Raw genomic sequence first — 20,574 nt, 5'->3', positions numbered from 1 at the left:
TGACGATGTCTGGTTTACCGCGCCGCGGCGTGCTGTCGCTGAGCCTGCTGGCCTCACTGATGCTGGCGGGCTGCAGCAGCGAAAAACGCGCAACCGCGCCTGATGTGCCGACCGTCGATGTTCGTCAGGTGGTAAAGCAGAAGATGCCGTCACGCATCAAGGATCGTGACGGCTGGGCGCAGGATATTGCCACGGCGTTTGAGAGCCAGAAGCTGCCGGCGACGCTGGAGAACGTCTGTTCAGTGCTGGCGGTGACCGAGCAGGAGTCGGGCTATACCGCCGATCCCGTGGTGCCGGGGCTGAGTAAAATCGCCTGGCAGGAGATTGACCGTCGGGCGGCGCAGCTGCACATCCCGGCCTTCCTGGTGCGCACCGCGCTCAAAATCCCTTCCTCGACCGGGAAAAGTTACAGCGAACGGCTGGACAGCGTCACCACCGAAAAACAGCTCAGCGCCATTTTTGATGATGTGCTCAATCGCGTGCCGCTTGGGCAGCGCCTGTTCGGTTCGCTGAACCCGGTTCACACCGGTGGGCCGATGCAGGTCAGCATTGCGTTCGCCGAAGCCCACACCGACGGCTACCCCTGGAAGCGTGAGGGCAGCGTGCGTGAAGAGGTGTTTAGCCGCCGGGGCGGGATGTGGTTTGGCATCTACCACCTGCTTAACTATCCGGCCGACTATTCGCGCTCACTCTACCGCTTTGCCGACTTTAACGCCGGCTGGTACGCCAGTCGTAACGCGGCGTTCCAGAACGCGGTCAGCAAAGCGAGCGGCGTGAAGCTGGCGCTGGACGGGGATCTTATTCGCTACGACAGCGACGAGCCGGGCAAAACCGAGCTGGCGGTGCGTAAGCTCGCGGCACAGCTTGATATGAGCGAGAGCGCGATCCACAGCGCGCTGCGTAAAGGCGATACGCTGGAGTTTGACCAGACCTCGCTCTACGAACGCACCTTTGCGCTGGCGGAGAAGAAAACCGGGAAAGCGTTACCGCGAGAAGTATTGCCGGGGATCCAGCTGGAGAGTCCTAAGATCACCCGTCAGCTCACCACGGCGTGGTTCGCTAAACGGGTGGACGAGCGTCGGGCCCGTTGCGTGGGCCGCACAAACTAGAAGCGTCGGCGAATTTTAAGCCAGACAGCGATGCCGCCAAACAGCAGGCAGCCGAGAATAAACGGGATCAGACCAAAAACGGTACCGACCGCGAGCTCCATCTCAATGCGGGGACGATTGTTGTCTTGCATCTGCATCAGATGCTCAAACACACCTGGCGCATGCATCAGCGCGTTCAGCAGCTGGGAACCCACCCAGAAGCAGAACAGCACAAACACAGCGTAGGCAACATTGCCAAGGGTGGTTGATTTGTCACGCTTTTTCCCGGCGATGATGGGTTTCGACGATATTGTAAAATCAGCCATTATGACCTCCCGGGGAACTCACTTTTGCAGGCGTTACGCCAGCAATACAGGCTAAGTCTGACAGGTCATAAGGATTGTCAATATCAGATTGATGGTAATTTCCGCTGCGGATTACTCCTGGATGTCAGTTTTATGTAATCACTCACATTTTTGTTACTTTTTTGATCCATCTATAACATTTAAGACTTTCCCCACCTCCGGACGCGCGACCTGGCGCGCAGACAGTCCGCACCGGATATGCGAAGATGCGCTTTTTACTCTGGAGCAATCATGAAGCTGCCTGACAACATTCGCCGTGACTGGCACTACTACGCGGTCGCCATCGGCCTGACCTTTATTATCTATGGTGTCGTGGGGTTGCTGGGCTTTGAAGCCAAAGGCTGGCAAACCTGGGCCGTCGGTCTGGTAGCCTGGGTTATGAGCCTGTGGCTGGCGGGGCGGGTGATACGCCGTCGTCCGGAAGAAAATCCGGACGAGGCCAGTCGGTAACTTACTGGACGAGGGAGCTTTTCAGCGCGACGTCGCTTTCGTGCCGCTCCAGCGCCAGCTCGATCAGGCGGGTGATCAGCGTCTGGTAATCCAGCCCGCTCGCCTGCCACAGTTTCGGGTACATACTGATGTTGGTAAAGCCGGGCAGGGTGTTGATCTCATTGATGATCACCTCGTTGTCCGGCGTCAGGAACACGTCCACGCGCGCCATACCGGCGCACTCCAGCGCTTGATAGGCCGCCACCGCAATCGCGCGGATGCGATCGTTCACCTCCGGGTCGATCGCCGCCGGCACCACGACCTGCGCGCCCTTGTCATCGATGTACTTGGTGTCATAGGAGTAGAAGGTGTCGTTTACTACGATCTCACCGCAGGTGCTGGCCTCGGGGAAGGCGTTCCCCAGCACGGCGCACTCGATTTCACGTCCGACGATACCCTTTTCAATCAGCACCTTGTGGTCAAACTCGAACGCCAGCGCGATTGCCACGTCGAACTCCGCTTCGCGGGTTACTTTGCTGACGCCCACTGAGGAGCCCTGATTAGCTGGCTTCACGAACAGCGGCAGGCCGAGGCGCGCCGTGACGTCGGCAAAGGTGAAGCGCGCACGGTTGGCGCGGGTCAGAGTCACAAACGGCGCCACGTTCAGGCCGGCATCCCGCAGCAGTCGCTTCGCCACGTCCTTATCCATGCTCACCGCCGAGCCAAGCACCCCGGAGCCGACGAACGGCAGGTTTGCCATGCGCAGCAGGCCCTGCATCGACCCGTCTTCCCCCAGCGTGCCGTGAACGATAGGGAAAATGACGTCAACCTGCGGGAGCGCGCTGCCCTGACGGGACTCAATCAGCTGCGCGTCGGCGATGCCCGGCACCAGCGCCACGGTGTTCTCCGGGCGGTTGAGCGCAATATGGGCGGGATCGTTGGCATGCAGCAGGTAGTCAGCGGCATCGTTGAGATGCCATTCACCTTGCTTATCGATGCCAAGCAGCAGCACCTCAAACTTTGTTTTGTCGATGGCGTCGACGATATTTTTCGCTGATTGCAGCGACACTTCGTGCTCTGCCGACTTCCCACCAAAGACAATGCCTACCCGCAGTTTTGCCATGACCTGATTATCCCCAACAGTAAGAAAGGCCATACCATAGCACGCGTATTTCCGGGTTTCATGCGCTTCATAGCCGCTGCGATCGGTTATCCGGGTGACGCCGTCTATACTGTCTGTTCAGTGCGCAACGCAGGGAGGGGAAATGAAAACATCAGGAGGTCTGGTGATGGGAATACTGCTCGTTGCCCTCGCAGGGTACTGGCTCTACGACTACCTGCCGCCGCAGTACAATCCGTTTGCGCCGCTCTCGCCGGCCGACCCGCCGACGCTGGTGACCCGCTATAAAATGCGCGCGCTGGCCAGCCAGCCGGAAGCCTGCATGGCGGTGCTGCGTGAGGCCCAGGCGCAGAATATGATTGCCTTTCGTCAGGCCGCGGACACGCGCGGCAACTGCCCCCTCAGCGGGCCGGTACGGGTAAGCAGCTTCGGCGACGTCGCGCTCAGCAGCTCGTTTCTCGCCAGCTGCCCGCTGGCGCTCAGCAGCGCGATGTACGTCCACCAGCGCGCCGCACCAGCAGCCAAAGAGATAACCGGCAGCACGCTGACGCGCATCGACCATCTTGGCAGCTTCGCCTGCCGTAATATCTATAATCGCCCCGGTGCGCGCCTGAGCGAACATGCCACCGCGGAAGCGCTCGATATCAGCGGCTTTCGCCTCGCCAACGGCGAACGACTCAGCGTCGCCCGGGACTGGAATAACCGTGCGCAAAAAGGCACGCTGCTGCGCCAGCTGTTCAGCGACAGCTGCGCGTTTTACGGCAATTCGCTGGGCCCGGAATACAATGCCGCCCACGCTGACCACTTCCATCTCGGGATGCGCGGCTTTGGGATCTGCCGGTAGCGGGCTTTTGTATGATAAAGTCCTCGCTACCCCTGTTTTATCGTCTGGCGGGCCATGCCGGACCCTCAGCCTGAAGTAATGCCCTATGGAATCCTGGAAGGTTAATCTCATCTCCGTCTGGTTCGGCTGTTTTTTCACCGGCCTTGCCATCAGCCAGATCCTGCCTTTCCTTCCGCTCTACGTGGCGCAGCTTGGCGTCAGCTCGCATGAAGCGCTGTCGCTGTGGTCGGGGCTGACCTTCAGCGTCACCTTCCTGGTGTCGGCCATCGTCTCGCCGATGTGGGGCAGCCTGGCCGACCGGAAAGGGCGCAAGCTGATGCTGCTGCGCGCCTCGCTGGGAATGGCGATTGCCATTCTGCTGCAGGCGTTTGCCACCAACGTCTGGCAGCTGTTCTTCCTGCGCGCCGTCATGGGGCTGACCTCCGGCTATATCCCGAACGCCATGGCGCTGGTGGCGTCCCAGGTGCCGCGCGAACGCAGCGGCTGGGCGCTGAGCACCCTCTCAACCGCGCAGATAAGCGGGGTGATCGTCGGGCCATTAATGGGCGGTTTTCTGGCTGACTATCTGGGGCTGCGCACCGTGTTTATTTTTACCGCGGTGCTGCTGATGGTGAGCTTCACCGTGACGCTGTTTTTAATCAAAGAGGGCGCGCGGCCGACCACCAGCAAAGCGGAACGTCTGAGCGGCAAGGCAGTATTCGCCACGCTGCCGCATCCGTGGCTGGTGGTAAGCCTGTTTGTTACGACGCTTGTGATCCAGCTTTCCAACGGATCGATAAGCCCGATTCTGGCGCTGTTTATTCAGTCCCTGGCGCCGGACAGCACCAACATTGCCTTTCTGAGCGGCTTTATCGCCGCGGTGCCCGGCGTGTCGGCGCTGCTGGCTGCGCCCCGGCTGGGCAAGCTTGGCGACCGCATCGGCACCGGACGCATTCTGCTGGCGACGCTTATCGTCGCGGTAGTGCTGTTTTTCGCCATGTCCTTTGTCACCTCGCCAGTCCAACTGGCGGTGCTGCGTTTCCTGTTGGGGTTTGCCGACGGGGCGATGCTGCCAGCGGTGCAGACGCTGCTGTTGAAATATTCCAGCGATCGGGTCACCGGGCGCATCTTTGGGTATAACCAGTCCTTTATGTATCTCGGCAACGTCGCCGGGCCGATGATGGGCGCGGCGGTATCGGCGCTGGCGGGCTATCGCTGGGTATTTATCGCCACCGCGGCGGTGGTATTGATTAACGTCTGGCAGCTGTGGCGCGCATTTAAAAAAGCCCAGCCAAAACCGCGCGACGTGGAATAACGAACTGGTGACTTTAGATAAAGCATATATATTAGTTTGGTGAATGCTTTGGGTATATATTCATCGCTATTCGCGCCGCAAACGAAGCGGGTAAGTCGTGTAATGCGACGGGAGAAACGTTTCGTTGACAATAATTTAGGTTGTCACGCACAATTCGCGTGAATAACACCAAAGTATTATTTTGTACGTGTTTTTTTTTATAGATTTGGGTGCTAACGTCGCAGCGTCTTTCCTAAGGAAATTCTGATTATGAAAAATCTTATTGCTGAACTGCTGGTGAAACTGGCGGAGAAAGAAGATGAGTCGAAAGAGCTGGTCGCACAGGTCGAAGCGCTTGAAATTGTGGTGACAGCGCTGCTGCGCCGGATGGAGGTGAGTGAACAAACCGCGCTGATTCAGGGCATTGAGGATGCCATGGCCGAGGCGCGCCCCACCCAGACGGTGGCCGAGCGGGATGCGGAGCTGTTGCAGCAATACCTAAAGAAGCTATTAAAGCACCCGCGGAGCTAAAAGCGGGGTAAGGCTTTATCATTATTGTAACGCGTAATTTTTACCCCCTGACGGCGCGCTGCGTTATTTCCTGACGGAGTACAGGGAGAGCAGAAATGGGGCAGCGCGCCGTGATGAACGTCCTCTCCTGAATACCCCTCCGGCCTGAACGGCCCCGCATTCTGTCCCACATCGCCGCCTTCTCGCCGCTATTACCGGGGCACGAAAATGTTACCGGGGTGGCAAAGTGAAGGTGATCCAGTGGTATTTTTAGCGTAACGCACCAGACTTATGGGGTCATAAGACACAATAAAGGATGATGCTATGAAAATGACTCTGTTAACCGCCGCCCTGTTCGGCACGGTTGTCGCGTTTGGTGTTCACGCTGAAGACAAAAAGCCCACCCCGCAGCAGCAACGGATGGTCAGCTGTAACGAGCGTGCTACCGCCGACTCGCTGAAAGGCGATGCCCGTAAAACCTTTATGAGCAACTGCCTGAAGAAGAGCAGCGACGACGATAAAGGGTTAACGCCGCAGCAGCAAAAGATGCGCGAATGCAGCAACCAGGCAACCCAGCAATCCCTCAAGGGTCAGGACCGCACTAAATTTATGAGCGGCTGCCTGAAAAAATCGGCCTAACGGGCAGAAAAAAGAGTGAGCCGACGCGGTCTGGCTCACTCGCACATAAAGCATTCACACAGTCCCGCACGATAGCGCGGCCCGCACCGGGCGGGCATGGCACCCGCCTGGCCACCAACACCCCATCAGGATTTACTGAGCGCTTCGGATTTGGCCATGCATTTTTCCATGGCTTCGATGACGGCGGCGCGGAAGCCGCGCTCCTCCAGCACTTTTACCGCTTCGATGGTGGTGCCGCCCGGTGAGCAGACCATGTCTTTAAGCTCGCCCGGATGTTTTCCGGTTTCCAGCACCATTTTCGCAGAACCCATCACCGCCTGCGCGGCAAACTTATAGGCCTGGGCGCGCGGCATGCCGCCCAGCACGGCGGCATCGGCCATTGCTTCAATAAACATGAACACGTAGGCCGGGGCGGAACCGCTCACGCCCACCACCGGATGAATCATCGGCTCGGCGATGATCTCTGCTTCGCCAAAGTAGCGGAAGATGTTGAGGATCTCTGCCGTCTCTTCCGGCGTGACGAGGGCATTCGGGGTAACGGAGGTCATGCCTGCGTTCACCAGCGCCGGCGTATTGGGCATGGTGCGAATGATTTTGCGATCGTGCCCGAGCACCGTTGCCAGCTGATCGAGCGTAATGCCGGCAGCGATAGACACCAGCAGCGAATCTTTATTCAGGCTGGAAGCCACTTCGCTGAGGACTTTCAGCATGATGCCGGGTTTCACCGCCCCAAACACGATGTCGGTGATCTGCGCCACGTCCTGGGCGCTCTGGGCGACGTTAATGCCGAATTCGTCATGCAGCGCGGCAACCTTATCGGGGGAGGGGGTATAGACCCAGATATTGCCAGGCTTCACTTCCCCGCTGGCGATCAGCCCGCCGAGAATCGCTTTGCCCATGTTGCCACAGCCGATAAAACCAATTTTCTTGTCCACAGCGTCACTCCCTCGTCAGTGCATTTTCATATCAGTCACTAGCTTAACGTGCTTTCGGGCGTAGGGGTAAGGCATCGGCTACGCTTAATCAAAAAAGGTGAGGCGGCGATGGATAAATCAACAGACGATGAATTTGCCAGTCGTAACTATCCGGTTAACGAAAATATGCACGCCCAGCGGCTGGAGTGGCGCATGCAGGCGGTGGGCAACTACCTGCTGTTTGCGCTGGTGATCCTCGCCCTGCTGGGGGTATTTTCCGATGGCGTGCTGAGTGAAACCACGCAAACCAGCCCGGGCGGGGCGCTGACGGTTGAGTACCAGCGCATGATCCGCGCCCAGAGCGACGAGCGCTACATCCTGCGCGTGCAGGGCGAGCCAGACCGGCCGGTAAGCGTCACCTTCAGCGGCGATTTTATGGATAGCGTGGATATCCAGACGCTCTCGCCCCCGCCCCAGACCTCTCATACCTCGCTGCACGGCATGACCCTCACCTGGCCTGCGACCACTGACGGCAGGCACGCGGTGTGGATCATGGCCCAGCCGCAGGCGGCGGGCTATCTCACCTCTTCTGTTACCGTTGACGGCAAGCCTGGCGTGACGCTGCGCCAGTGGAGCTGGCCTTAGGAGCCTGTCATGGATAGCGTAATGCGCGCGGCAGGAATGTACCTGCTGCTGTTAATCGTGTTTAAAATTGCCGGGCGGCGCACGCTGCTTGAGATGAACGCGTTCGATTTCGTGCTGCTGCTGATCATCAGCGAGGCAACCCAGCAGGCGCTGCTGGGCAACGATTTCTCCTTTACCGGCGCGGCGTTGACCATCATTACCCTTATCGTGCTGGATATCCTGCTGAGCTTCCTAAAAACCCACTTCCCCCGCCTCGACCTGTTGCTCGACGGTTCGCCGCTGATTCTGGTGGAGAACGGCCAGCCGCTGCACAAGCGGATGCGCAAGGCGGGCATCTCCAGCGATGACATCCTCTCGTCGGCCCGCATCGCGCAGGGAATTGAGCGTATGGATCAGATTAAATTTGCCATTCTTGAGAAGAACGGGAAAATTGCCGTCATTCCGGTTGAGAGTCAGGAGTCGTAATGGCCATTTGGGTGGACGCAGATGCGTGTCCGAACGTAATTAAAGAGATTTTATTCCGCGCGGCGGAACGGGCGCAGATGATGGTGACCCTGGTGGCGAACCAGAACCTGCGCGTGCCGCCGTCGCGTTTCGTACGGGCGGTGCGCGTGCCGGCTGGGTTTGATGTCGCGGACAATGAGATTGTGCAGAAGTGCCAGCCGGGGGATCTGGTGATCACCGCCGACATTCCGCTGGCTGCAGAAGTGCTGGAGAAGGGCGCGGTAGCGCTGAATCCGCGCGGTGAACGCTACACCCCGGCCACCATTCGCGAGCGCCTGACGATGCGTGATTTTATGGAAACGCTGCGCGCCAGCGGGGTACAGACCGGCGGCCCGGATAGCCTCGGGCCGCGCGACCGCCAGCTGTTCGCCGCCGAGCTGGATAAGTGGCTGCTGGCGGTCAAACGGCAGAACGGCTAGGTCCAGCTGTCGTCATCCCCGCCGACATCGTTGACCCCGTCATCCCATGAGGTATCCATCAGGTCGTTGGCGTTGTCCTGCGGCAGGCCCGCCTCCTGATTGAGGAACTGGCTGTCATCGGCCTCGTTGTAATCATCCACGGCGTTCACGGCGGCGTTCTCCACCGGCTGCGCGGGCTCGTTGATGATGTTCACCAGCTCTTCCGGCTGGGTATGGCTGAACATGCTGGTCAGCATATTGCCCAGCACCACACCGCCCGCGACCCCGGCCGCGGTCTGGAGCGCCCCGGCCATAAAGCCACCGCCGCCGCGTGGCGCATAGCCGGGTGCACCGGTGGCCGGTGGCGGTGTATAGCTGCCCGGCGTCGCGCCCTGCATCGCCTGGGTTCCGGGGATGGGGTTGGCGTTAGGGCGAGCGCCGCCGCCAAACAGTCCGGCCAGGAAACCGCCGCTGCTCTGCTCACGCCCGGCGTGTTTAAGCTGCGCAATCTCTCCCTGCAACGCCTGGATCTGTGCGTTGAGTTTTTTGATGGCCGCCTCCTGGATCAGGATGGTCTGGGCCATGTAGTAGGGGGCGGCGGGCTGGCTTTGCAGATGCTGCGCGATATGCTGCTCGGCGGCGACATCCCGCGGCGCGCTCTGGCTCTGCGCCTCTTTCAGGCGGCTAAAGAGTCCGTCGATGAGTTGCTGTTCTTCAGACTGCATGATTCATACCTCTGTCATCACCTGGAATGATATTTATTGTGGTGCATTCTCGCGGCTTGTAAACGTTTCGTCGGTAACGAAAGGTGGAAATAATGTTACGCTTTGCACCACGCTACTTGTGTCTGGCATGGCCTTTACAGTAAGGTTAGCGCGTTGCAAGAGTGACAGCTTTCCTTTACATCACGTTTCGCTGAAGCTCTTGTTAACAGGCGTTTAACAGCCAACCCGCATATAATTGTAAAGTTATATGTACAATTTCTGGCGTACTGGTTATCTGGAATCATCACCCTGACAAATTTACCTTTCCCCGCAAAACTGGCTGAGGGCACTACCCTGATGACGCAACCTATTTTCCTGGTCGGTCCCCGCGCCTGCGGTAAAACCACGGTGGGTGACGCACTGGCGCAGGCCACGGGTTTTACCTGTATCGATACCGACCACTGGCTGGCGGCGCACACCGGTATGACCGTGGCAGAGATCGTGGAAAAAGAGGGCTGGGACGGTTTTCGTCGCCGTGAGAGCGAGGCGCTGCGTGCGGTGACCGCCGCCTCGACCGTTATCGCCACCGGCGGTGGCATGGTGCTCAGCGAGGCTAATCGCCAGTTTATGCGCGAGCACGGCGTGGTTATCTATCTCAGCGCGCCGGCGCACGTGCTGGCTTTGCGCCTGGCGGCGGTGCCGGAACCGGGCCAGCGTCCGACGCTGACCGGTAAAACCATCATTGACGAAGTGTCCGAGGTGCTGGCCGAACGTGAAACGCTCTATCGCGCGGCCGCCCACCACGTTGTCGACGCGGCAGGGGAGCGGGATGCCATCGTGACCCGTGCGCTGGCCGCGCTGCATCTTGCGCAGGCAAGCTGAGCGGTAATCTTGTCTATACTGATAGCCTGACCTTTACAAAAACGAAAAGGAAGCGCTATGCCAACAAGACCCCCGTATCCACGTGAAGCGCGTATTGTCAGCGTTGAAAAAGGCGGTACCGACAAAACCGTAACCTGGTATCAGCTGCGCGCCGATCACCCGGAACCCGATTCGCTGATCAGCGAACATGAGAGCGAGCAGGAAGCGCTCGACGCCAAACGGCGCTACGAAGATCCTGAAAAGTCCTGATCCCCTCTGATTTCCAGCGGCGCGCCCACCGCGCGCCGCACCTCCCGCTTCGATATCCGCTCAGGACCACGTGGTTTCCGGGCTGCGCTGATTTATACGCGCCTTTTCTGGCAACAATGCTATTCTTTTTGGTTATCATGTAAACCAACGTGAACGCTGTGTTATGGGTATGTGCCAGGCCGGTACGGTAATTGAAGGCGGTAAGCAAAAATGAATGCAACATTGGCGATGGTGACGATCGGTGTTGTTCCCGTGAGTGAAGTTCTGCCGTTATTAACAGAACATATTTCCGAAGACCGCATTACCCACATCAGCCTGTTGGCCTCGCGTAGCCGTGAAGAGGTGATGGCAGAGTATGGGATGGCGCCGGGCGACGATCCGCTTTACGTCCTGCTGAGCGACGATGCCCTTGCTGAAGTATCACACCAAAAAATCGAGCGCGCGCTGCAGGCCACTATTGAAGTCCTGGATAACCAGGGATTCGACGTGATTATGCTGATGAGCACGCTGAACTTCAGTCATCTGATCGCGCGTAACGCCATTCTGCTTGAACCGGTACGCATCATTCCTCCGCTTATCGCCTCGATTGTTAACGGACAGCAGGTGGGCATTATCCTGCCGATCCCGGAGCATCTGAAGCTGCAGGAGCGCAAATGGGCGAAGCTTGAGAAGCCGCCGGTCTACGCGCTGGCAAATCCCTTCTATGGCACCGAAGACGAGTGGCTGCGCGCCGGGCAATCGCTGATTGAGCAGGGGGCGGAAGTGCTGCTGCTTGACTGCCTTGGGTTCCATCAGCGCCATCGCGATCTGCTGCAAAAACACCTGGAGATCCCGGTGCTGCTGACCAACGTGCTGGTGAGTCGTCTGGCGGCAGAACTGCTTGTATGACAGCGCAACACAATTTGCGTGACAGTGGCGGATGCTGCCCCCTATAGTGGATTTTCGACCATGATGATAAGGACACGTCTATGCTTCAGAGCAATGAGTACTTTTCCGGCAAAGTAAAATCGATCGGCTTTACCAGCAGCACGACCGGCAAAGCCAGCGTCGGGGTGATGGCCGAAGGGGAATACAACTTCTCCACGGCGCAACCTGAAGAGATGACGGTCGTAAGCGGGGCGCTGAACGTGCTGCTGCCTGGCGAAACGGAGTGGAAAGTGTATGGTCCGGGGGAGCGCTTTAACGTGCCGGGGCACAGCGAATTTCATCTTCAGGTCGCAGAGCCGACGTCCTATCTCTGCCGTTACCTTAAAGGGTAAGGCGATGCTGACGGTGCGGCAGGGCGCCGCGCCGTCAGTCAGTGACCCGGCTTAGCGTTGCGCTTCGCCGCCCAGTCCTTCAACGATATTCTGAATCAACGCGGCGAGCTCGCCGGTCATCAGGATAAAGTCCGCATCAAAACGACCCGCCACATCTTCACGTTCAATGTCTTCATTCTGGTCGCGCAGTTCATCGGCAAACTTCAGGCGCTTAATGGAGCCATCGTCGCACATCATGAACTGAATACGCTGCTGCCAGTCGAGGGCCAGCTTCGTCACCACTTTTCCAGCTTCGATATGCACGGCGATTTCGTCGCTGACCAGATCCTGCTGCTTGCAGCGGATCACGCCGCCGCCTTCCAGCATCGCTTTCAGCTCGGCTTCGTCCAGCAGCTGGAAGCCCTGCGCCACGGTGCCGGAGCGTACCCATTCGGTAAGCGTCAGCTCAATCGGGGTTTCCAGCGCCAGCGGCACGACCGGCAGCGAGCCGAGGCTCTTACGCAGCAGCGCGAGGGTATCTTCCGCTTTTTTGGCGCTGGCGCAGTCCACCATGATCAGCCCGTTCACGGTATCGATCCACATCATGGTCTGGCTGAAGCGGCTGAAGGCGCGCGGCAGCAGGGAGTGCAGCACTTCATCTTTCAGCGAATCTTTTTCGGTCTTCTTCAGCTTGCGCGCCTGCTCGGCTTCGAGTTTGGCAATCTTCGCTTCCAGCGCCTGTTTGATGACCGGGGCCGGCAGCATTTTTTCTTCTTTACGGGCGCAGATAATAATCTGGCCGTTGGATTCGTGGGTCAGGGCGTCGCTGTGCGATCCCATCGGCGATACCCAGCCGGTTTTGGCCATATCCTGACTACCGCAGGGCGTGAAGGTAAACGCCGCCAGTTGTTTCTCCATCTCTTCCGCGCGCAGTGAGACGTCGCGGCTCAAACGGTAAACCATTAAATTTTTAAACCACAGCATGTTCGTTTCCAGCCTGCCAGTTAAATGCAGCGGGCATGATAGCGAATTGTCGGACGGGTTTCATTGCGATTAACGCAGCAGGGCTCTACTCTCAGAGCTAACGGTTTGATTATGAGGAGAGTTCTGTGCGCATCGGCATTGATTTAGGCGGTACTAAAACGGAAGTTATCGCGCTGGGCGATGACGGGCAGCAGCGGTTTCGTCATCGTATCGCCACGGCCCGGGACGATTACGCCCGCACCGTGGAGGACATCGCCGCGCTGGTGGCGTTAGCAGAGGCGGAAACCGGCGAGACGGGCAGCGTCGGCATCGGGATGCCGGGGTCGATTTCGCCGTTCAGCGGGGTGGTGAAAAATGCCAACTCCACCTGGCTTAACGGGAAACCGCTGGATAAGGATCTCAGCCAGCGGCTGCAGCGCGAGGTGCGCCTGGCGAACGACGCGAACTGTTTTGCGGTCTCGGAAGCGGTGGACGGTGCCGCCAGCGGCGCGCAAACCGTGTTCGGGGTGATCATCGGTACCGGCTGCGGCGCAGGAATGGCGATCGGCGGACGGGTGCATACCGGCGGCAACGGTAATGCCGGCGAGTGGGGCCACAACCCGCTGCCGTGGATGGACGAGGACGAGCTGCGCCATCGCGAAGAGGTGCCCTGCTACTGCGGCAAACAGGGCTGTATCGAAACCTTTATCTCCGGCACCGGCTTTGCCACGGACTACCAGCGCCTGAGCGGCCAGTCGCTCAAGGGTAACGATATTATTCGTCTGGCGGAGGAGCAGGATCCGCTGGCGGAGCTGGCGCTCTCCCGCTACGAGCTGCGCCTTGCCAAATCCCTGGCGCACATCGTTAACGTCCTCGATCCGGACGTGATCGTGCTGGGTGGCGGCATGAGCAACGTCGATCGGCTCTATAAAACCGTGCCGCAGCTGCTGCCGCACTGGGTATTTGGCGGAGAGTGCCATACCCCGATCCGCAAAGCGCTGCACGGCGACTCCAGCGGGGTGCGCGGCGCGGCCTGGCTGTGGCCGCTTAACCCGTAAACGCTGTCAGGCCTGGTGCGCCAGGCCTGACAATCCGCCTGCCGGACGAAAGTTATTCGCGTTCCCCGGCAAACTGGTTCAGTGCAAGGTGCTGGAGCAGCATGATGGTCTTGGCATCGACAATCCGCCCGTCGCGGATGGCGGTCATGGCTTCCTGGAACGGCATCTCCACCACTTCGATATCCTCCCCTTCGTCCTTCACGCCGCCGCCGTCCGTCGTTCGCTGGCTGGCCTGATATTCGGCGACAAAAAAGTGCAGCTTTTCGGTGACCGAGCCGGGGCTCATGAAGGCGTCAAACACGTGCTCAACCTCTGCGACCTGATACCCGGTCTCCTCCTGCGCTTCGGCGCGAATGCGGGTTTCGGGATCGCTACTGTCGAGCAGGCCAGCCGCCGCCTCCAGCAGAAAGCCATTGTGCCCGTTGACGAACACCGGGTAGCGAAACTGGCGGGTCAGGATCACGGTGCGCTGCGCGCGGTTGTAGAGCAGGATCGTTGCGCCGTTGCCGCGATCGTACACTTCGCGACTCTGCCGCTGCCACTCCCCGTCGCGCCGCTGTTGTTCAAAGGTGTACTTCTTGAGCAGATACCAGTCGTCCGACAGCACTTCACTGCTAATGGTGCGTATTCTTGCATGTTCAGATTGCATCCTTCCCCCTTCAGCCTTAGGATAGCCACATTGTGTGCATATTTGTGCATCATCATGCAATTTCGTGCAAGGGGTTTTTATGCTGACGTCACAACGTAAACAGCGCATCCTGGAGCAGCTGGCCGCCGACGGGCAGGTGGTATCGAAGACGCTGAGCGAAACGTTCGGCGTGTCCGAGGACACCATACGGCGCGATCTGCGCGAGCTTTCGGCGGAAGGGCTGCTTCAACGCGTGCACGGCGGCGCGCTGCCAGCCTCCGCGGCGATTGCCCCCTTTGCCGAGCGCAAAACCCTGGCGCTGGATTCCAAACGCGCTATCGCCCGGCGCGGGGCGGCGCTGATTGAACCGGGGCAGGTGGTGATTATCGATGGCGGCACCACCACCGCCGAGCTGGTGGCGTGTCTGCCCCACAGCCTTGAGCTGACGGTGGTGACGCACAGCCCGAGCATTGCGCTGGCGCTGGCGGATCACCCGCATATCGAAGTGATCACGATCGGCGGGCGGCTGTACAAGCATTCACTGGTGGCGGTGGGGGCGGCCGCGATCGAGGGGATCGCCAACGTGCGCGCCGATCTGTTCTTCATGGGCGTCACCGGCGTCCACTGCGAGGCGGGGTTAAGCACCGGGGATTATGAGGAGTCGTGCGTCAAACGGGCCTTCGCGTCGCGCGCCGCCGAGACCGTAGTGCTGGCCTCGGCGGAGAAGATCAACACCGCCTCGCGCTGGGTGATCGGCGATGTCTCGCTGGTCAATACGCTGGTGGTGGAGCGCAGCCTGGAGGAGAGCCTGACCGCGCCGTTCGCCGCGCGCGGGATCGCGATTATCAGGGCGTGACCGCTGGCGTTACGTCGCCTTCACCGCAAACTCCCGCGCCAGGCGGCTGATGCCCAGCCCGTTGAGCTTCTGCACCTTGATCTGCACCGGGATGCGCTCCTTCATCGCCTCGACGTGGCTTATCACGCCGATGGTTTTCCCGCTGGCGTTGAGCGCGTCCAGCGCGTCCAGGGCAATATCCAGCGTTTCGGCATCGAGCGTGCCGAAACCTTCGTCCAGGAACAGCGAGTCGATGCGCGTTTTGTAGCTCACCAGATCCGAGAGCGCCAGCGCCAGCGCAAGGCTGACCAGGAAACTCTCGCCGCCGGAGAGCGTGCGCGTGTCGCGCTCCGCGTCACCCTGCCAGGTATCCACCACCTCAAGCTCCAGCGCATCGCTGGCCTTACGCTTAAGCAGATAGCGCCCGTGCAGACGGGTCAGCTGGTTGTTCGCCAGCCACACCAGGTTATCGAGCGTCAGGCCCTGGGCGAACTTGCGGAACTTATCGCCCTTCTGCGAGCCAATCAGGTGGTTGAGCTGACCCCAGGTATCCAGCTCCTGGCGGGCGTGGGCAATCTCCTGTTGCAGACCGGCAAGCCGGGCGCGGTTCTCCGCATCCTGACGCTGCTGCTGGGCGATCTCCCCCTGGCGCGTGGTGGTGTCGCGCAGCCGCTGGGCCAGCTCTGCCAGCCGGGAGGATACGAGGGACAGATCGGCATCCTCTGCCAGCTGGGCAGGCCGCGCCGCCTGATGCTGCGCCAGCGCGCTTTCCGCCTGCTGCAACAGCACGCCGCACTGCTGCTGCTGGCGTTCCAGCTGCTGCTTGCGCTGCTCAAGCGCCACGCGCCGGGCCTCATCCAGCAGCGCGCTGAGGAAGTCGGCCTCGTCGTGGAACGGGCTGTCGCGCAGCGCGGTTTCGAACTGCTCTGCGGCGCGGGCCGCCTCGCGATCGCTCTGCTGACGCTGCGTGTGCAGCAGCCGGAGCTGGCCGTCGAGGGTGTGGCACTCGCTGTGCAGCGCCTGCCAGTCGCGCAGCGCATCGGCCTGCTCGCGCTCGGGAAGCGGCGGGGGGGTGGTCCCGTCGTCGTCGATGGCCGCGAGCAGGGTTTCAAGCGTCCGGGTACGCTCGTGAAGCTGCGGGAGCTGCTCCTGATGCTGCTGCCACGCCCGGGCCTCCTGCTGACGTGCCGCCAGCCAGGCCTGGGCGTCGCCCGCTGCCGGAGAGTCAAGCCCGACCGCCTCCAGCGCGGTACGCAGCGCGTCGCGCTGCTGGTTAACGTCGGCAAGCTGGCGGTCGTAGCGCTGCTGGTCGGCCTGCAGCTGGGCGGCCAGCGTCAGGCGTTCGTCCAGCTGGCGCAGCTGCGTTTCGCGCCGCTCCTCCTGCGCCAGCCAGCCGTTGACGTCGTCCCGTGGCGTCAGGGAGACGTTGAGCGCGGCGCACTGCTGATGCCAGCGTGAAGAGAGCGCCTGCTCTTCCTCCTGCATGGCGGTGAGCGCGGCGGCCAGCCGGGTACGCTGCTGGCGCTGGGTGTCGAGCTGGCCTTTCAGGGCAAAACCCTGTTCGGCAAGGGTCGCGACCTCTTGCTTCAGGCCGGCCAGCCGTTGGGTGTTCTCGCCGGGCTGGAGCGCCTGATAGGCGGCGACCGCCGGGTGCTGCGTAGAGCCGCACAGCGGGCAGGGCGTGTCCGGCTGCAGCCGGGCGCGCTCCTGCTCGAGGCTGAGGATCACGCGCTCCTGCTCCACCAACTTTTCCAGATCGCTTTCGTGCTGACGCTTGTCCTTGTACTGCTGGCGTTTGACGGCCAGCGCACTGTCGCCCTCGGCAATCTGCTTGTCCAGCTCGGCAAGCTCGCGCTCGCGCTCGGTGCGTCGCTGATCCAGCGCGGCAAACTGCGGCTGGAGCTGGGCGAGTTGCTGGCGTCCGGCGCGCGCCGCCGTCAACTGCTGTAAATTGGCGCTCACTTCCTCCCGCGTCAGGGTCAAGGCCGGGTCCGGCAGCGAGTCCAGCCGCTGCTGGCTGGCGAGAATGGCGCTACGCAGGTCGGAGAGATGCTTGTCATCGCGCTGCTGCTGGGTGAACGCCACGCGCCACCCGGCCAGCTCGGCGCTCCACAGGCGGAAGCGGTCGTGCTCACGCAGCCAGTTCTGCACCTGCTGCGTTTCGCCGTTAAGCTGCGCCAGCTGAGCGGCGGCATACTGGCGGATCTGCTGACGGCGCAAGGTGGCCTGCTGTAAGCGAGTACTTACACTTTCTGTCTGGCTGGCGATCTGCTGCTGCGCCTGCTGACGCTCCTGGCGCTGCTGCCAGTGGGGGCGCAGCCGTTCGGCGGGCAGGGCGCGGGCGAGCGTTTCCAGTTCAGGGGCGGCGTTCCGGAGCGCCTGCTCTGCCTCGGTCAGCGCCTGACGCGCGCGCTGCTGTTCCGCCGTCAGCCCGCCACGCTGGCTGAGCCACTGCTGCTGCGCCTGAAGCGTCTGCTGTTCGGCCAGCAGCTGCTTCTCTTCGTCAGTAAGTACCTGCAAACGTTGAGCCAGCTGCTGTTGCTGCTCATCGTCCAGCAGCACCACGCCCTGCGCCTGGGCTTCGATTTTTTCCAGCGCAATGCGCGCCTCTTTGTGCCGCTCAAATACCCTGGCGGAGAGAATGCCGTAGATCTCGGTGCCGGTCAGCTCCTCCAGCAGCTCCGCGCGCTCTTTGGCATCGGCGTTGAGAAACGCGGCGAACTGCCCCTGGGAGAGCATCATCGAGCGGGTAAAGCGGTCGTAGTCCAGCCCGGTAAGGCTGGCGACCATGTCGATCTTGTCTTTAATCTTATCGGCGAGGATGGTGCCGTCATCCACCCGCGCCAGTTCGACGCGCGGCGCCTGCAGGTTGCCGTCGATCAGGCCGCGCGCCCGGTACTGGCTCCAGAAGGCGCGGTACGCCACGCCTTTCACCTCAAACTCTACCTCGGCCAGACACTCGGCGGTGTCGCGGGTCATCAGGTCGTTCTGGGTCTGGGAGATGTTACTCAGGCGCGGGGTCTTGTGGTAAAGCGCCAGGCAGATGGCGTCGAGCAGCGTGGTTTTGCCCGCCCCGGTAGGCCCGGTAATGGCAAACAGGCCGTTACTGGCGAACGGCTCGGCGGTAAAGTCGATTTTCCATTCGCCCTTGAGGGAGTTGAGATTTTTCAGTCGCAGGCTGAGAATTTTCATGCGTCTTCCCCTTCGTGCAGGCCGTTGAGCGTTCTGGCAAACAGCTGATGCAGCGCTTTCGCCTCGTCATCCTCCAGCGACTCCAGCGCCAGACGGCGATCGAACACCTCCTCTACCCGCAGTTCGCTGAGGGTTTCGTAGTGCTGGCCCGACAGCATCAGGGCGCGCTGCTCGCGGCTGCGGCGCAGCAACACCACCTCTACCGGCAGATCTTCCGTCATCGCCAGCACCTGACGCTGCATGTCGAACATCACCGCGTCGCCGCTCACTTCGATATCCAGCCATACTTTGGGGTCGGCCGGGGCATCGCGCCAGCGTTCCAGCTGGCTCTCAATGGCGGCCAGATCGCCTTTCAGCACCGCCAGCGGCTGGGTGACCGGCACCGGCAGGGGCGTGACCTGCTGGAGTTTGCCGTCGCTGAACTCCACCAGCAGCACGCTTTTCTCGCTGCCGGTTTCGTCAAAGCTCAGGGCGATGGGCGACCCGCTGTAGCGAATATGGCCGCTGGCTACCACTTTTTGCGGGCGATGGATGTGCCCGAGCGCGATATAATCCGCCGCGGGGAAACGCTCCGCCGGGAAGGCTTCGAGCGTGCCGATGTAGATGTCGCGTACCGCGTCACTTTTACTGGCACCGACGGTGGTCAGGTGGCCGGTGGCGATGATCGGCAGCGCCCGGTCGCCGCGCAGGGCGCAGGCCGCGGCATAGCACTGCTGATAATGGTCGGTGATGGCGTGCAGCAGCTGGGCTTGTTTTTCACTTCCCGACAGCCCCGCCTGGCTTTTGATAATGTCGCGCGGACGCAGGAAGGGCACCGGGCAGAGGATGGCCCCCGGGGTGCCGTCCCGCCGTTTCAGCTCGCGCGCCTGGTTCTCCGGCACCACGCCGGCGCTGGCGAACACCCAGGTGTTGAGGCAGGCCAGCAGCTCGCGGGATTCGTTGAGCGTGGCAACCGAGTCGTGGTTGCCGCCCATCACAATCAGCTGACAGCCGGTGGCCTGTAGGTTGACCACAAAGCGGTTATACAGCTCGCGCGCGTAGCTCGGGGGCGTGCCGGTATCGAAAATATCCCCGGCGACGATAATGGCGTCCACCTCATGCTGACGGGCGGCGGCGATCAGCCAGTCGAGAAAGGCCTGATGCTCGGCGGCACGGCTTTTCGTGTAAAAGTTCTGCCCAAGGTGCCAGTCTGAGGTGTGAAGCAGGCGCATGCGAGGTCCTTCGTGGAAAAAATGCGTGGGGGCGATTATAAACAAGCTGAGCGTGAGATGTCGCGATGGATGGCGCAACCGCTTTCTGCGGTCATAGAATGGTCATGTTTTTCATAAATCTGTCATAAATGTGAAGCATAATGGCGCCGCGTTTAATATTGGTGACTTATATAACAGGGCAAATTATGGCGAGACGCATTCTGGTCGTAGAAGACGAAGCTCCTATTCGTGAAATGGTGTGCTTTGTGCTCGAACAAAACGGTTTTCAGCCTGTTGAAGCCGAAGATTATGACAGCGCAATAAACAATCTGAATGAGCCCTGGCCGGATCTCATTTTGCTCGACTGGATGCTGCCTGGCGGTTCCGGTCTGCAGTTTATCAAGCACCTCAAACGTGAAGCCCTGACCCGCGATATTCCGGTGATGATGCTGACCGCGCGCGGCGAAGAGGAAGATCGGGTGCGCGGCCTGGAGACGGGCGCGGACGACTACATCACCAAACCCTTTTCGCCCAAAGAGCTGGTGGCGCGCATTAAAGCCGTGATGCGCCGCATCTCGCCGATGGCGGTGGAAGAGGTGATTGAAATGCAGGGGCTGAGCCTCGACCCGTCATCGCATCGCGTGATGACCGGCGATAACCCGCTCGATATGGGGCCAACCGAGTTCAAGCTGTTACACTTCTTTATGACTCACCCGGAGCGTGTTTACAGCCGTGAACAGCTGCTGAATAACGTCTGGGGCACCAATGTGTACGTCGAAGATCGCACGGTAGATGTGCATATTCGCCGCCTGCGTAAGGCGCTGGAGCACAGCGGCCACGATCGTATGGTGCAAACGGTACGCGGAACGGGCTATCGCTTCTCTGCGCGTTTCTGACAATCTGAAG

At 60.6% G+C, this 20,574-nt stretch carries 24 protein-coding genes; 16 read left to right on the top strand and 8 right to left on the bottom strand.

The genetic code is table 11. The features are described 5' to 3' along the window. Positions 1-5 precede the first annotated feature (5 nt). A complete protein-coding gene (locus tag DW58_RS09335) occupies positions 6-1,109 on the top strand; it encodes a DUF1615 domain-containing protein (protein ID WP_024550000.1) in 1,104 nt (367 codons plus the stop codon). Here the strand turns inward: DW58_RS09335 and DW58_RS09330 are convergent. Beyond that, complete coding sequence (locus DW58_RS09330) at positions 1,106-1,414, bottom strand: DUF2755 family protein (protein WP_024550001.1); 309 nt, start codon at positions 1,412-1,414, stop codon at positions 1,106-1,108. The genes DW58_RS09335 and DW58_RS09330 overlap by 4 nt on opposite strands. A 270-nt stretch (positions 1,415-1,684) precedes the next feature. Between DW58_RS09330 and DW58_RS09325 the strand changes: the two genes are divergently transcribed. Then, on the top strand, positions 1,685-1,903 hold the full coding sequence (locus DW58_RS09325) for a DUF2754 family protein (RefSeq protein ID WP_024550002.1): 219 nt from the start codon (positions 1,685-1,687) through the stop codon (positions 1,901-1,903). A gap of 1 nt (position 1,904) precedes the next feature. Here DW58_RS09325 and ddlA read toward each other — a convergent pair whose 3' ends face one another. Next, positions 1,905-3,005, bottom strand: a complete 1,101-nt coding sequence (gene ddlA / locus DW58_RS09320) for a D-alanine--D-alanine ligase (protein WP_024550003.1) — start codon at positions 3,003-3,005, stop codon at positions 1,905-1,907. A gap of 142 nt (positions 3,006-3,147) precedes the next feature. Here ddlA and DW58_RS09315 point away from each other — a divergent pair, with 142 nt between their 5' ends. From DW58_RS09315 to DW58_RS09300, 4 genes are all read left to right on the top strand, one after another. Beyond that, on the top strand, positions 3,148-3,846 hold the full coding sequence (locus tag DW58_RS09315; protein WP_024550004.1) for an extensin-like domain-containing protein: 699 nt from the start codon (positions 3,148-3,150) through the stop codon (positions 3,844-3,846). Positions 3,847-3,931: 85 nt separating this feature from the next. Next, positions 3,932-5,140, top strand: coding sequence for a multidrug efflux MFS transporter (locus tag DW58_RS09310; RefSeq protein ID WP_024550005.1), 1,209 nt, complete (start codon positions 3,932-3,934; stop codon positions 5,138-5,140). A gap of 249 nt (positions 5,141-5,389) precedes the next feature. Then, positions 5,390-5,650 (top strand): anti-adapter protein IraP, encoded by a 261-nt coding sequence (gene iraP, locus DW58_RS09305; RefSeq protein WP_024550006.1) that lies wholly within the window; start codon positions 5,390-5,392, stop codon positions 5,648-5,650. Positions 5,651-5,953: 303 nt separating this feature from the next. After that, positions 5,954-6,268: a PsiF family protein gene (locus DW58_RS09300; RefSeq protein ID WP_024550007.1), complete on the top strand. Its 315-nt coding sequence runs from the start codon at positions 5,954-5,956 to the stop codon at positions 6,266-6,268. Between the two features lie 125 nt (positions 6,269-6,393). On the opposite strand, the gene proC is transcribed toward DW58_RS09300, so the two are convergent. Continuing rightward, positions 6,394-7,203 (bottom strand): pyrroline-5-carboxylate reductase, encoded by an 810-nt coding sequence (gene proC / locus DW58_RS09295; RefSeq protein WP_024550008.1) that lies wholly within the window; start codon positions 7,201-7,203, stop codon positions 6,394-6,396. A gap of 108 nt (positions 7,204-7,311) precedes the next feature. Here proC and DW58_RS09290 point away from each other — a divergent pair, with 108 nt between their 5' ends. The 3 genes from DW58_RS09290 to DW58_RS09280 are packed head-to-tail and all read left to right on the top strand — an operon-like array spanning position 7,312 to position 8,750. Then, positions 7,312-7,827: a hypothetical protein gene (locus DW58_RS09290; RefSeq protein WP_024550009.1), complete on the top strand. Its 516-nt coding sequence runs from the start codon at positions 7,312-7,314 to the stop codon at positions 7,825-7,827. A 9-nt stretch (positions 7,828-7,836) separates the two neighbouring features. Further along, the gene (locus DW58_RS09285) at positions 7,837-8,292 is read left to right on the top strand and encodes a DUF421 domain-containing protein (protein ID WP_029592795.1); all 456 of its coding nucleotides are present in this window, start codon (positions 7,837-7,839) and stop codon (positions 8,290-8,292) included. Beyond that, positions 8,292-8,750, top strand: a complete 459-nt coding sequence (locus DW58_RS09280) for a YaiI/YqxD family protein (RefSeq protein ID WP_024550011.1) — start codon at positions 8,292-8,294, stop codon at positions 8,748-8,750. The genes DW58_RS09285 and DW58_RS09280 overlap by 1 nt, the downstream gene beginning before the upstream one ends. Here DW58_RS09280 and DW58_RS09275 read toward each other — a convergent pair. Further along, complete coding sequence (locus DW58_RS09275) at positions 8,747-9,454, bottom strand: DUF2076 domain-containing protein (RefSeq protein WP_024550012.1); 708 nt, start codon at positions 9,452-9,454, stop codon at positions 8,747-8,749. The genes DW58_RS09280 and DW58_RS09275 overlap by 4 nt on opposite strands. A 336-nt stretch (positions 9,455-9,790) precedes the next feature. Here DW58_RS09275 and aroL point away from each other — a divergent pair, with 336 nt between their 5' ends. From aroL to ppnP, 4 genes are all read left to right on the top strand, one after another. After that, positions 9,791-10,315 (top strand): shikimate kinase AroL, encoded by a 525-nt coding sequence (gene aroL, locus DW58_RS09270; RefSeq protein ID WP_024550013.1) that lies wholly within the window; start codon positions 9,791-9,793, stop codon positions 10,313-10,315. A gap of 57 nt (positions 10,316-10,372) precedes the next feature. Continuing rightward, positions 10,373-10,564 carry a YaiA family protein gene (locus tag DW58_RS09265; RefSeq protein WP_024550014.1) on the top strand — a complete coding sequence of 64 codons (192 nt, stop codon included), beginning with the start codon at positions 10,373-10,375 and terminating at the stop codon, positions 10,562-10,564. Between the two features lie 210 nt (positions 10,565-10,774). After that, complete coding sequence (locus DW58_RS09260) at positions 10,775-11,452, top strand: AroM family protein (RefSeq protein WP_024550015.1); 678 nt, start codon at positions 10,775-10,777, stop codon at positions 11,450-11,452. A gap of 80 nt (positions 11,453-11,532) precedes the next feature. Continuing rightward, the gene (ppnP, locus tag DW58_RS09255) at positions 11,533-11,823 is read left to right on the top strand and encodes a pyrimidine/purine nucleoside phosphorylase (protein WP_024550016.1); all 291 of its coding nucleotides are present in this window, start codon (positions 11,533-11,535) and stop codon (positions 11,821-11,823) included. Between the two features lie 51 nt (positions 11,824-11,874). Here ppnP and rdgC read toward each other — a convergent pair whose 3' ends face one another. Then, positions 11,875-12,786 carry a recombination-associated protein RdgC gene (gene rdgC / locus DW58_RS09250; RefSeq protein WP_024550017.1) on the bottom strand — a complete coding sequence of 304 codons (912 nt, stop codon included), beginning with the start codon at positions 12,784-12,786 and terminating at the stop codon, positions 11,875-11,877. 125 nt (positions 12,787-12,911) lie between these two features. Here rdgC and mak point away from each other — a divergent pair, with 125 nt between their 5' ends. Continuing rightward, entirely contained in the window at positions 12,912-13,823 is a 912-nt protein-coding gene (gene mak, locus DW58_RS09245; protein WP_024550018.1) for a fructokinase, read from the top strand. 52 nt (positions 13,824-13,875) lie between these two features. On the opposite strand, the gene DW58_RS09240 is transcribed toward mak, so the two are convergent. Further along, entirely contained in the window at positions 13,876-14,472 is a 597-nt protein-coding gene (locus tag DW58_RS09240; RefSeq protein WP_024550019.1) for an NUDIX domain-containing protein, read from the bottom strand. Between the two features lie 79 nt (positions 14,473-14,551). Here DW58_RS09240 and DW58_RS09235 point away from each other — a divergent pair, with 79 nt between their 5' ends. Beyond that, positions 14,552-15,307 (top strand): DeoR/GlpR family DNA-binding transcription regulator, encoded by a 756-nt coding sequence (locus tag DW58_RS09235; protein ID WP_024550020.1) that lies wholly within the window; start codon positions 14,552-14,554, stop codon positions 15,305-15,307. Positions 15,308-15,316: 9 nt separating this feature from the next. Here DW58_RS09235 and sbcC read toward each other — a convergent pair whose 3' ends face one another. Continuing rightward, entirely contained in the window at positions 15,317-18,478 is a 3,162-nt protein-coding gene (gene sbcC, locus DW58_RS09230; protein ID WP_029592792.1) for an exonuclease subunit SbcC, read from the bottom strand. After that, on the bottom strand, positions 18,475-19,689 hold the full coding sequence (gene sbcD / locus DW58_RS09225) for an exonuclease subunit SbcD (protein ID WP_024550879.1): 1,215 nt from the start codon (positions 19,687-19,689) through the stop codon (positions 18,475-18,477). Before sbcD ends, sbcC begins: the two co-directional genes overlap by 4 nt. A 185-nt stretch (positions 19,690-19,874) precedes the next feature. Here sbcD and phoB point away from each other — a divergent pair, with 185 nt between their 5' ends. Then, positions 19,875-20,564, top strand: coding sequence for a phosphate response regulator transcription factor PhoB (phoB, locus tag DW58_RS09220; protein ID WP_024550880.1), 690 nt, complete (start codon positions 19,875-19,877; stop codon positions 20,562-20,564). The last annotated feature ends 10 nt before the right edge of the window (positions 20,565-20,574 follow it).

Origin of the sequence: Siccibacter turicensis LMG 23730, assembly GCF_000463155.2 — a bacterium.
Lineage (GTDB): Bacteria > Pseudomonadota > Gammaproteobacteria > Enterobacterales > Enterobacteriaceae > Siccibacter > Siccibacter turicensis.
This window is presented reverse-complemented; position numbering and strand designations above follow the sequence as displayed.

What these genes read in the sequence shown, in the direction of transcription:
- rdgC (WP_024550017.1), bottom strand. Translation starts at nt 12,786, where the DNA reads ATGCTGTGGTTTAAAAATTTAATGGTTTACCGTTTGAGCCGCGACGTC.
- DW58_RS09285 (WP_029592795.1), top strand. Translation starts at nt 7,837, where the DNA reads ATGGATAGCGTAATGCGCGCGGCAGGAATGTACCTGCTGCTGTTAATC.
- DW58_RS09275 (WP_024550012.1), bottom strand. Translation starts at nt 9,454, where the DNA reads ATGCAGTCTGAAGAACAGCAACTCATCGACGGACTCTTTAGCCGCCTG.
- DW58_RS09280 (WP_024550011.1), top strand. Translation starts at nt 8,292, where the DNA reads ATGGCCATTTGGGTGGACGCAGATGCGTGTCCGAACGTAATTAAAGAG.
- DW58_RS09260 (WP_024550015.1), top strand. Translation starts at nt 10,775, where the DNA reads ATGAATGCAACATTGGCGATGGTGACGATCGGTGTTGTTCCCGTGAGT.
- DW58_RS09265 (WP_024550014.1), top strand. Translation starts at nt 10,373, where the DNA reads ATGCCAACAAGACCCCCGTATCCACGTGAAGCGCGTATTGTCAGCGTT.
- DW58_RS09300 (WP_024550007.1), top strand. Translation starts at nt 5,954, where the DNA reads ATGAAAATGACTCTGTTAACCGCCGCCCTGTTCGGCACGGTTGTCGCG.
- DW58_RS09335 (WP_024550000.1), top strand. Translation starts at nt 6, where the DNA reads ATGTCTGGTTTACCGCGCCGCGGCGTGCTGTCGCTGAGCCTGCTGGCC.
- DW58_RS09235 (WP_024550020.1), top strand. Translation starts at nt 14,552, where the DNA reads ATGCTGACGTCACAACGTAAACAGCGCATCCTGGAGCAGCTGGCCGCC.
- DW58_RS09310 (WP_024550005.1), top strand. Translation starts at nt 3,932, where the DNA reads ATGGAATCCTGGAAGGTTAATCTCATCTCCGTCTGGTTCGGCTGTTTT.
- DW58_RS09240 (WP_024550019.1), bottom strand. Translation starts at nt 14,472, where the DNA reads ATGCAATCTGAACATGCAAGAATACGCACCATTAGCAGTGAAGTGCTG.
- sbcD (WP_024550879.1), bottom strand. Translation starts at nt 19,689, where the DNA reads ATGCGCCTGCTTCACACCTCAGACTGGCACCTTGGGCAGAACTTTTAC.
- sbcC (WP_029592792.1), bottom strand. Translation starts at nt 18,478, where the DNA reads ATGAAAATTCTCAGCCTGCGACTGAAAAATCTCAACTCCCTCAAGGGC.
- phoB (WP_024550880.1), top strand. Translation starts at nt 19,875, where the DNA reads ATGGCGAGACGCATTCTGGTCGTAGAAGACGAAGCTCCTATTCGTGAA.
- iraP (WP_024550006.1), top strand. Translation starts at nt 5,390, where the DNA reads ATGAAAAATCTTATTGCTGAACTGCTGGTGAAACTGGCGGAGAAAGAA.
- DW58_RS09325 (WP_024550002.1), top strand. Translation starts at nt 1,685, where the DNA reads ATGAAGCTGCCTGACAACATTCGCCGTGACTGGCACTACTACGCGGTC.
- ppnP (WP_024550016.1), top strand. Translation starts at nt 11,533, where the DNA reads ATGCTTCAGAGCAATGAGTACTTTTCCGGCAAAGTAAAATCGATCGGC.
- aroL (WP_024550013.1), top strand. Translation starts at nt 9,791, where the DNA reads ATGACGCAACCTATTTTCCTGGTCGGTCCCCGCGCCTGCGGTAAAACC.
- DW58_RS09330 (WP_024550001.1), bottom strand. Translation starts at nt 1,414, where the DNA reads ATGGCTGATTTTACAATATCGTCGAAACCCATCATCGCCGGGAAAAAG.
- ddlA (WP_024550003.1), bottom strand. Translation starts at nt 3,005, where the DNA reads ATGGCAAAACTGCGGGTAGGCATTGTCTTTGGTGGGAAGTCGGCAGAG.
- DW58_RS09315 (WP_024550004.1), top strand. Translation starts at nt 3,148, where the DNA reads ATGAAAACATCAGGAGGTCTGGTGATGGGAATACTGCTCGTTGCCCTC.
- DW58_RS09290 (WP_024550009.1), top strand. Translation starts at nt 7,312, where the DNA reads ATGGATAAATCAACAGACGATGAATTTGCCAGTCGTAACTATCCGGTT.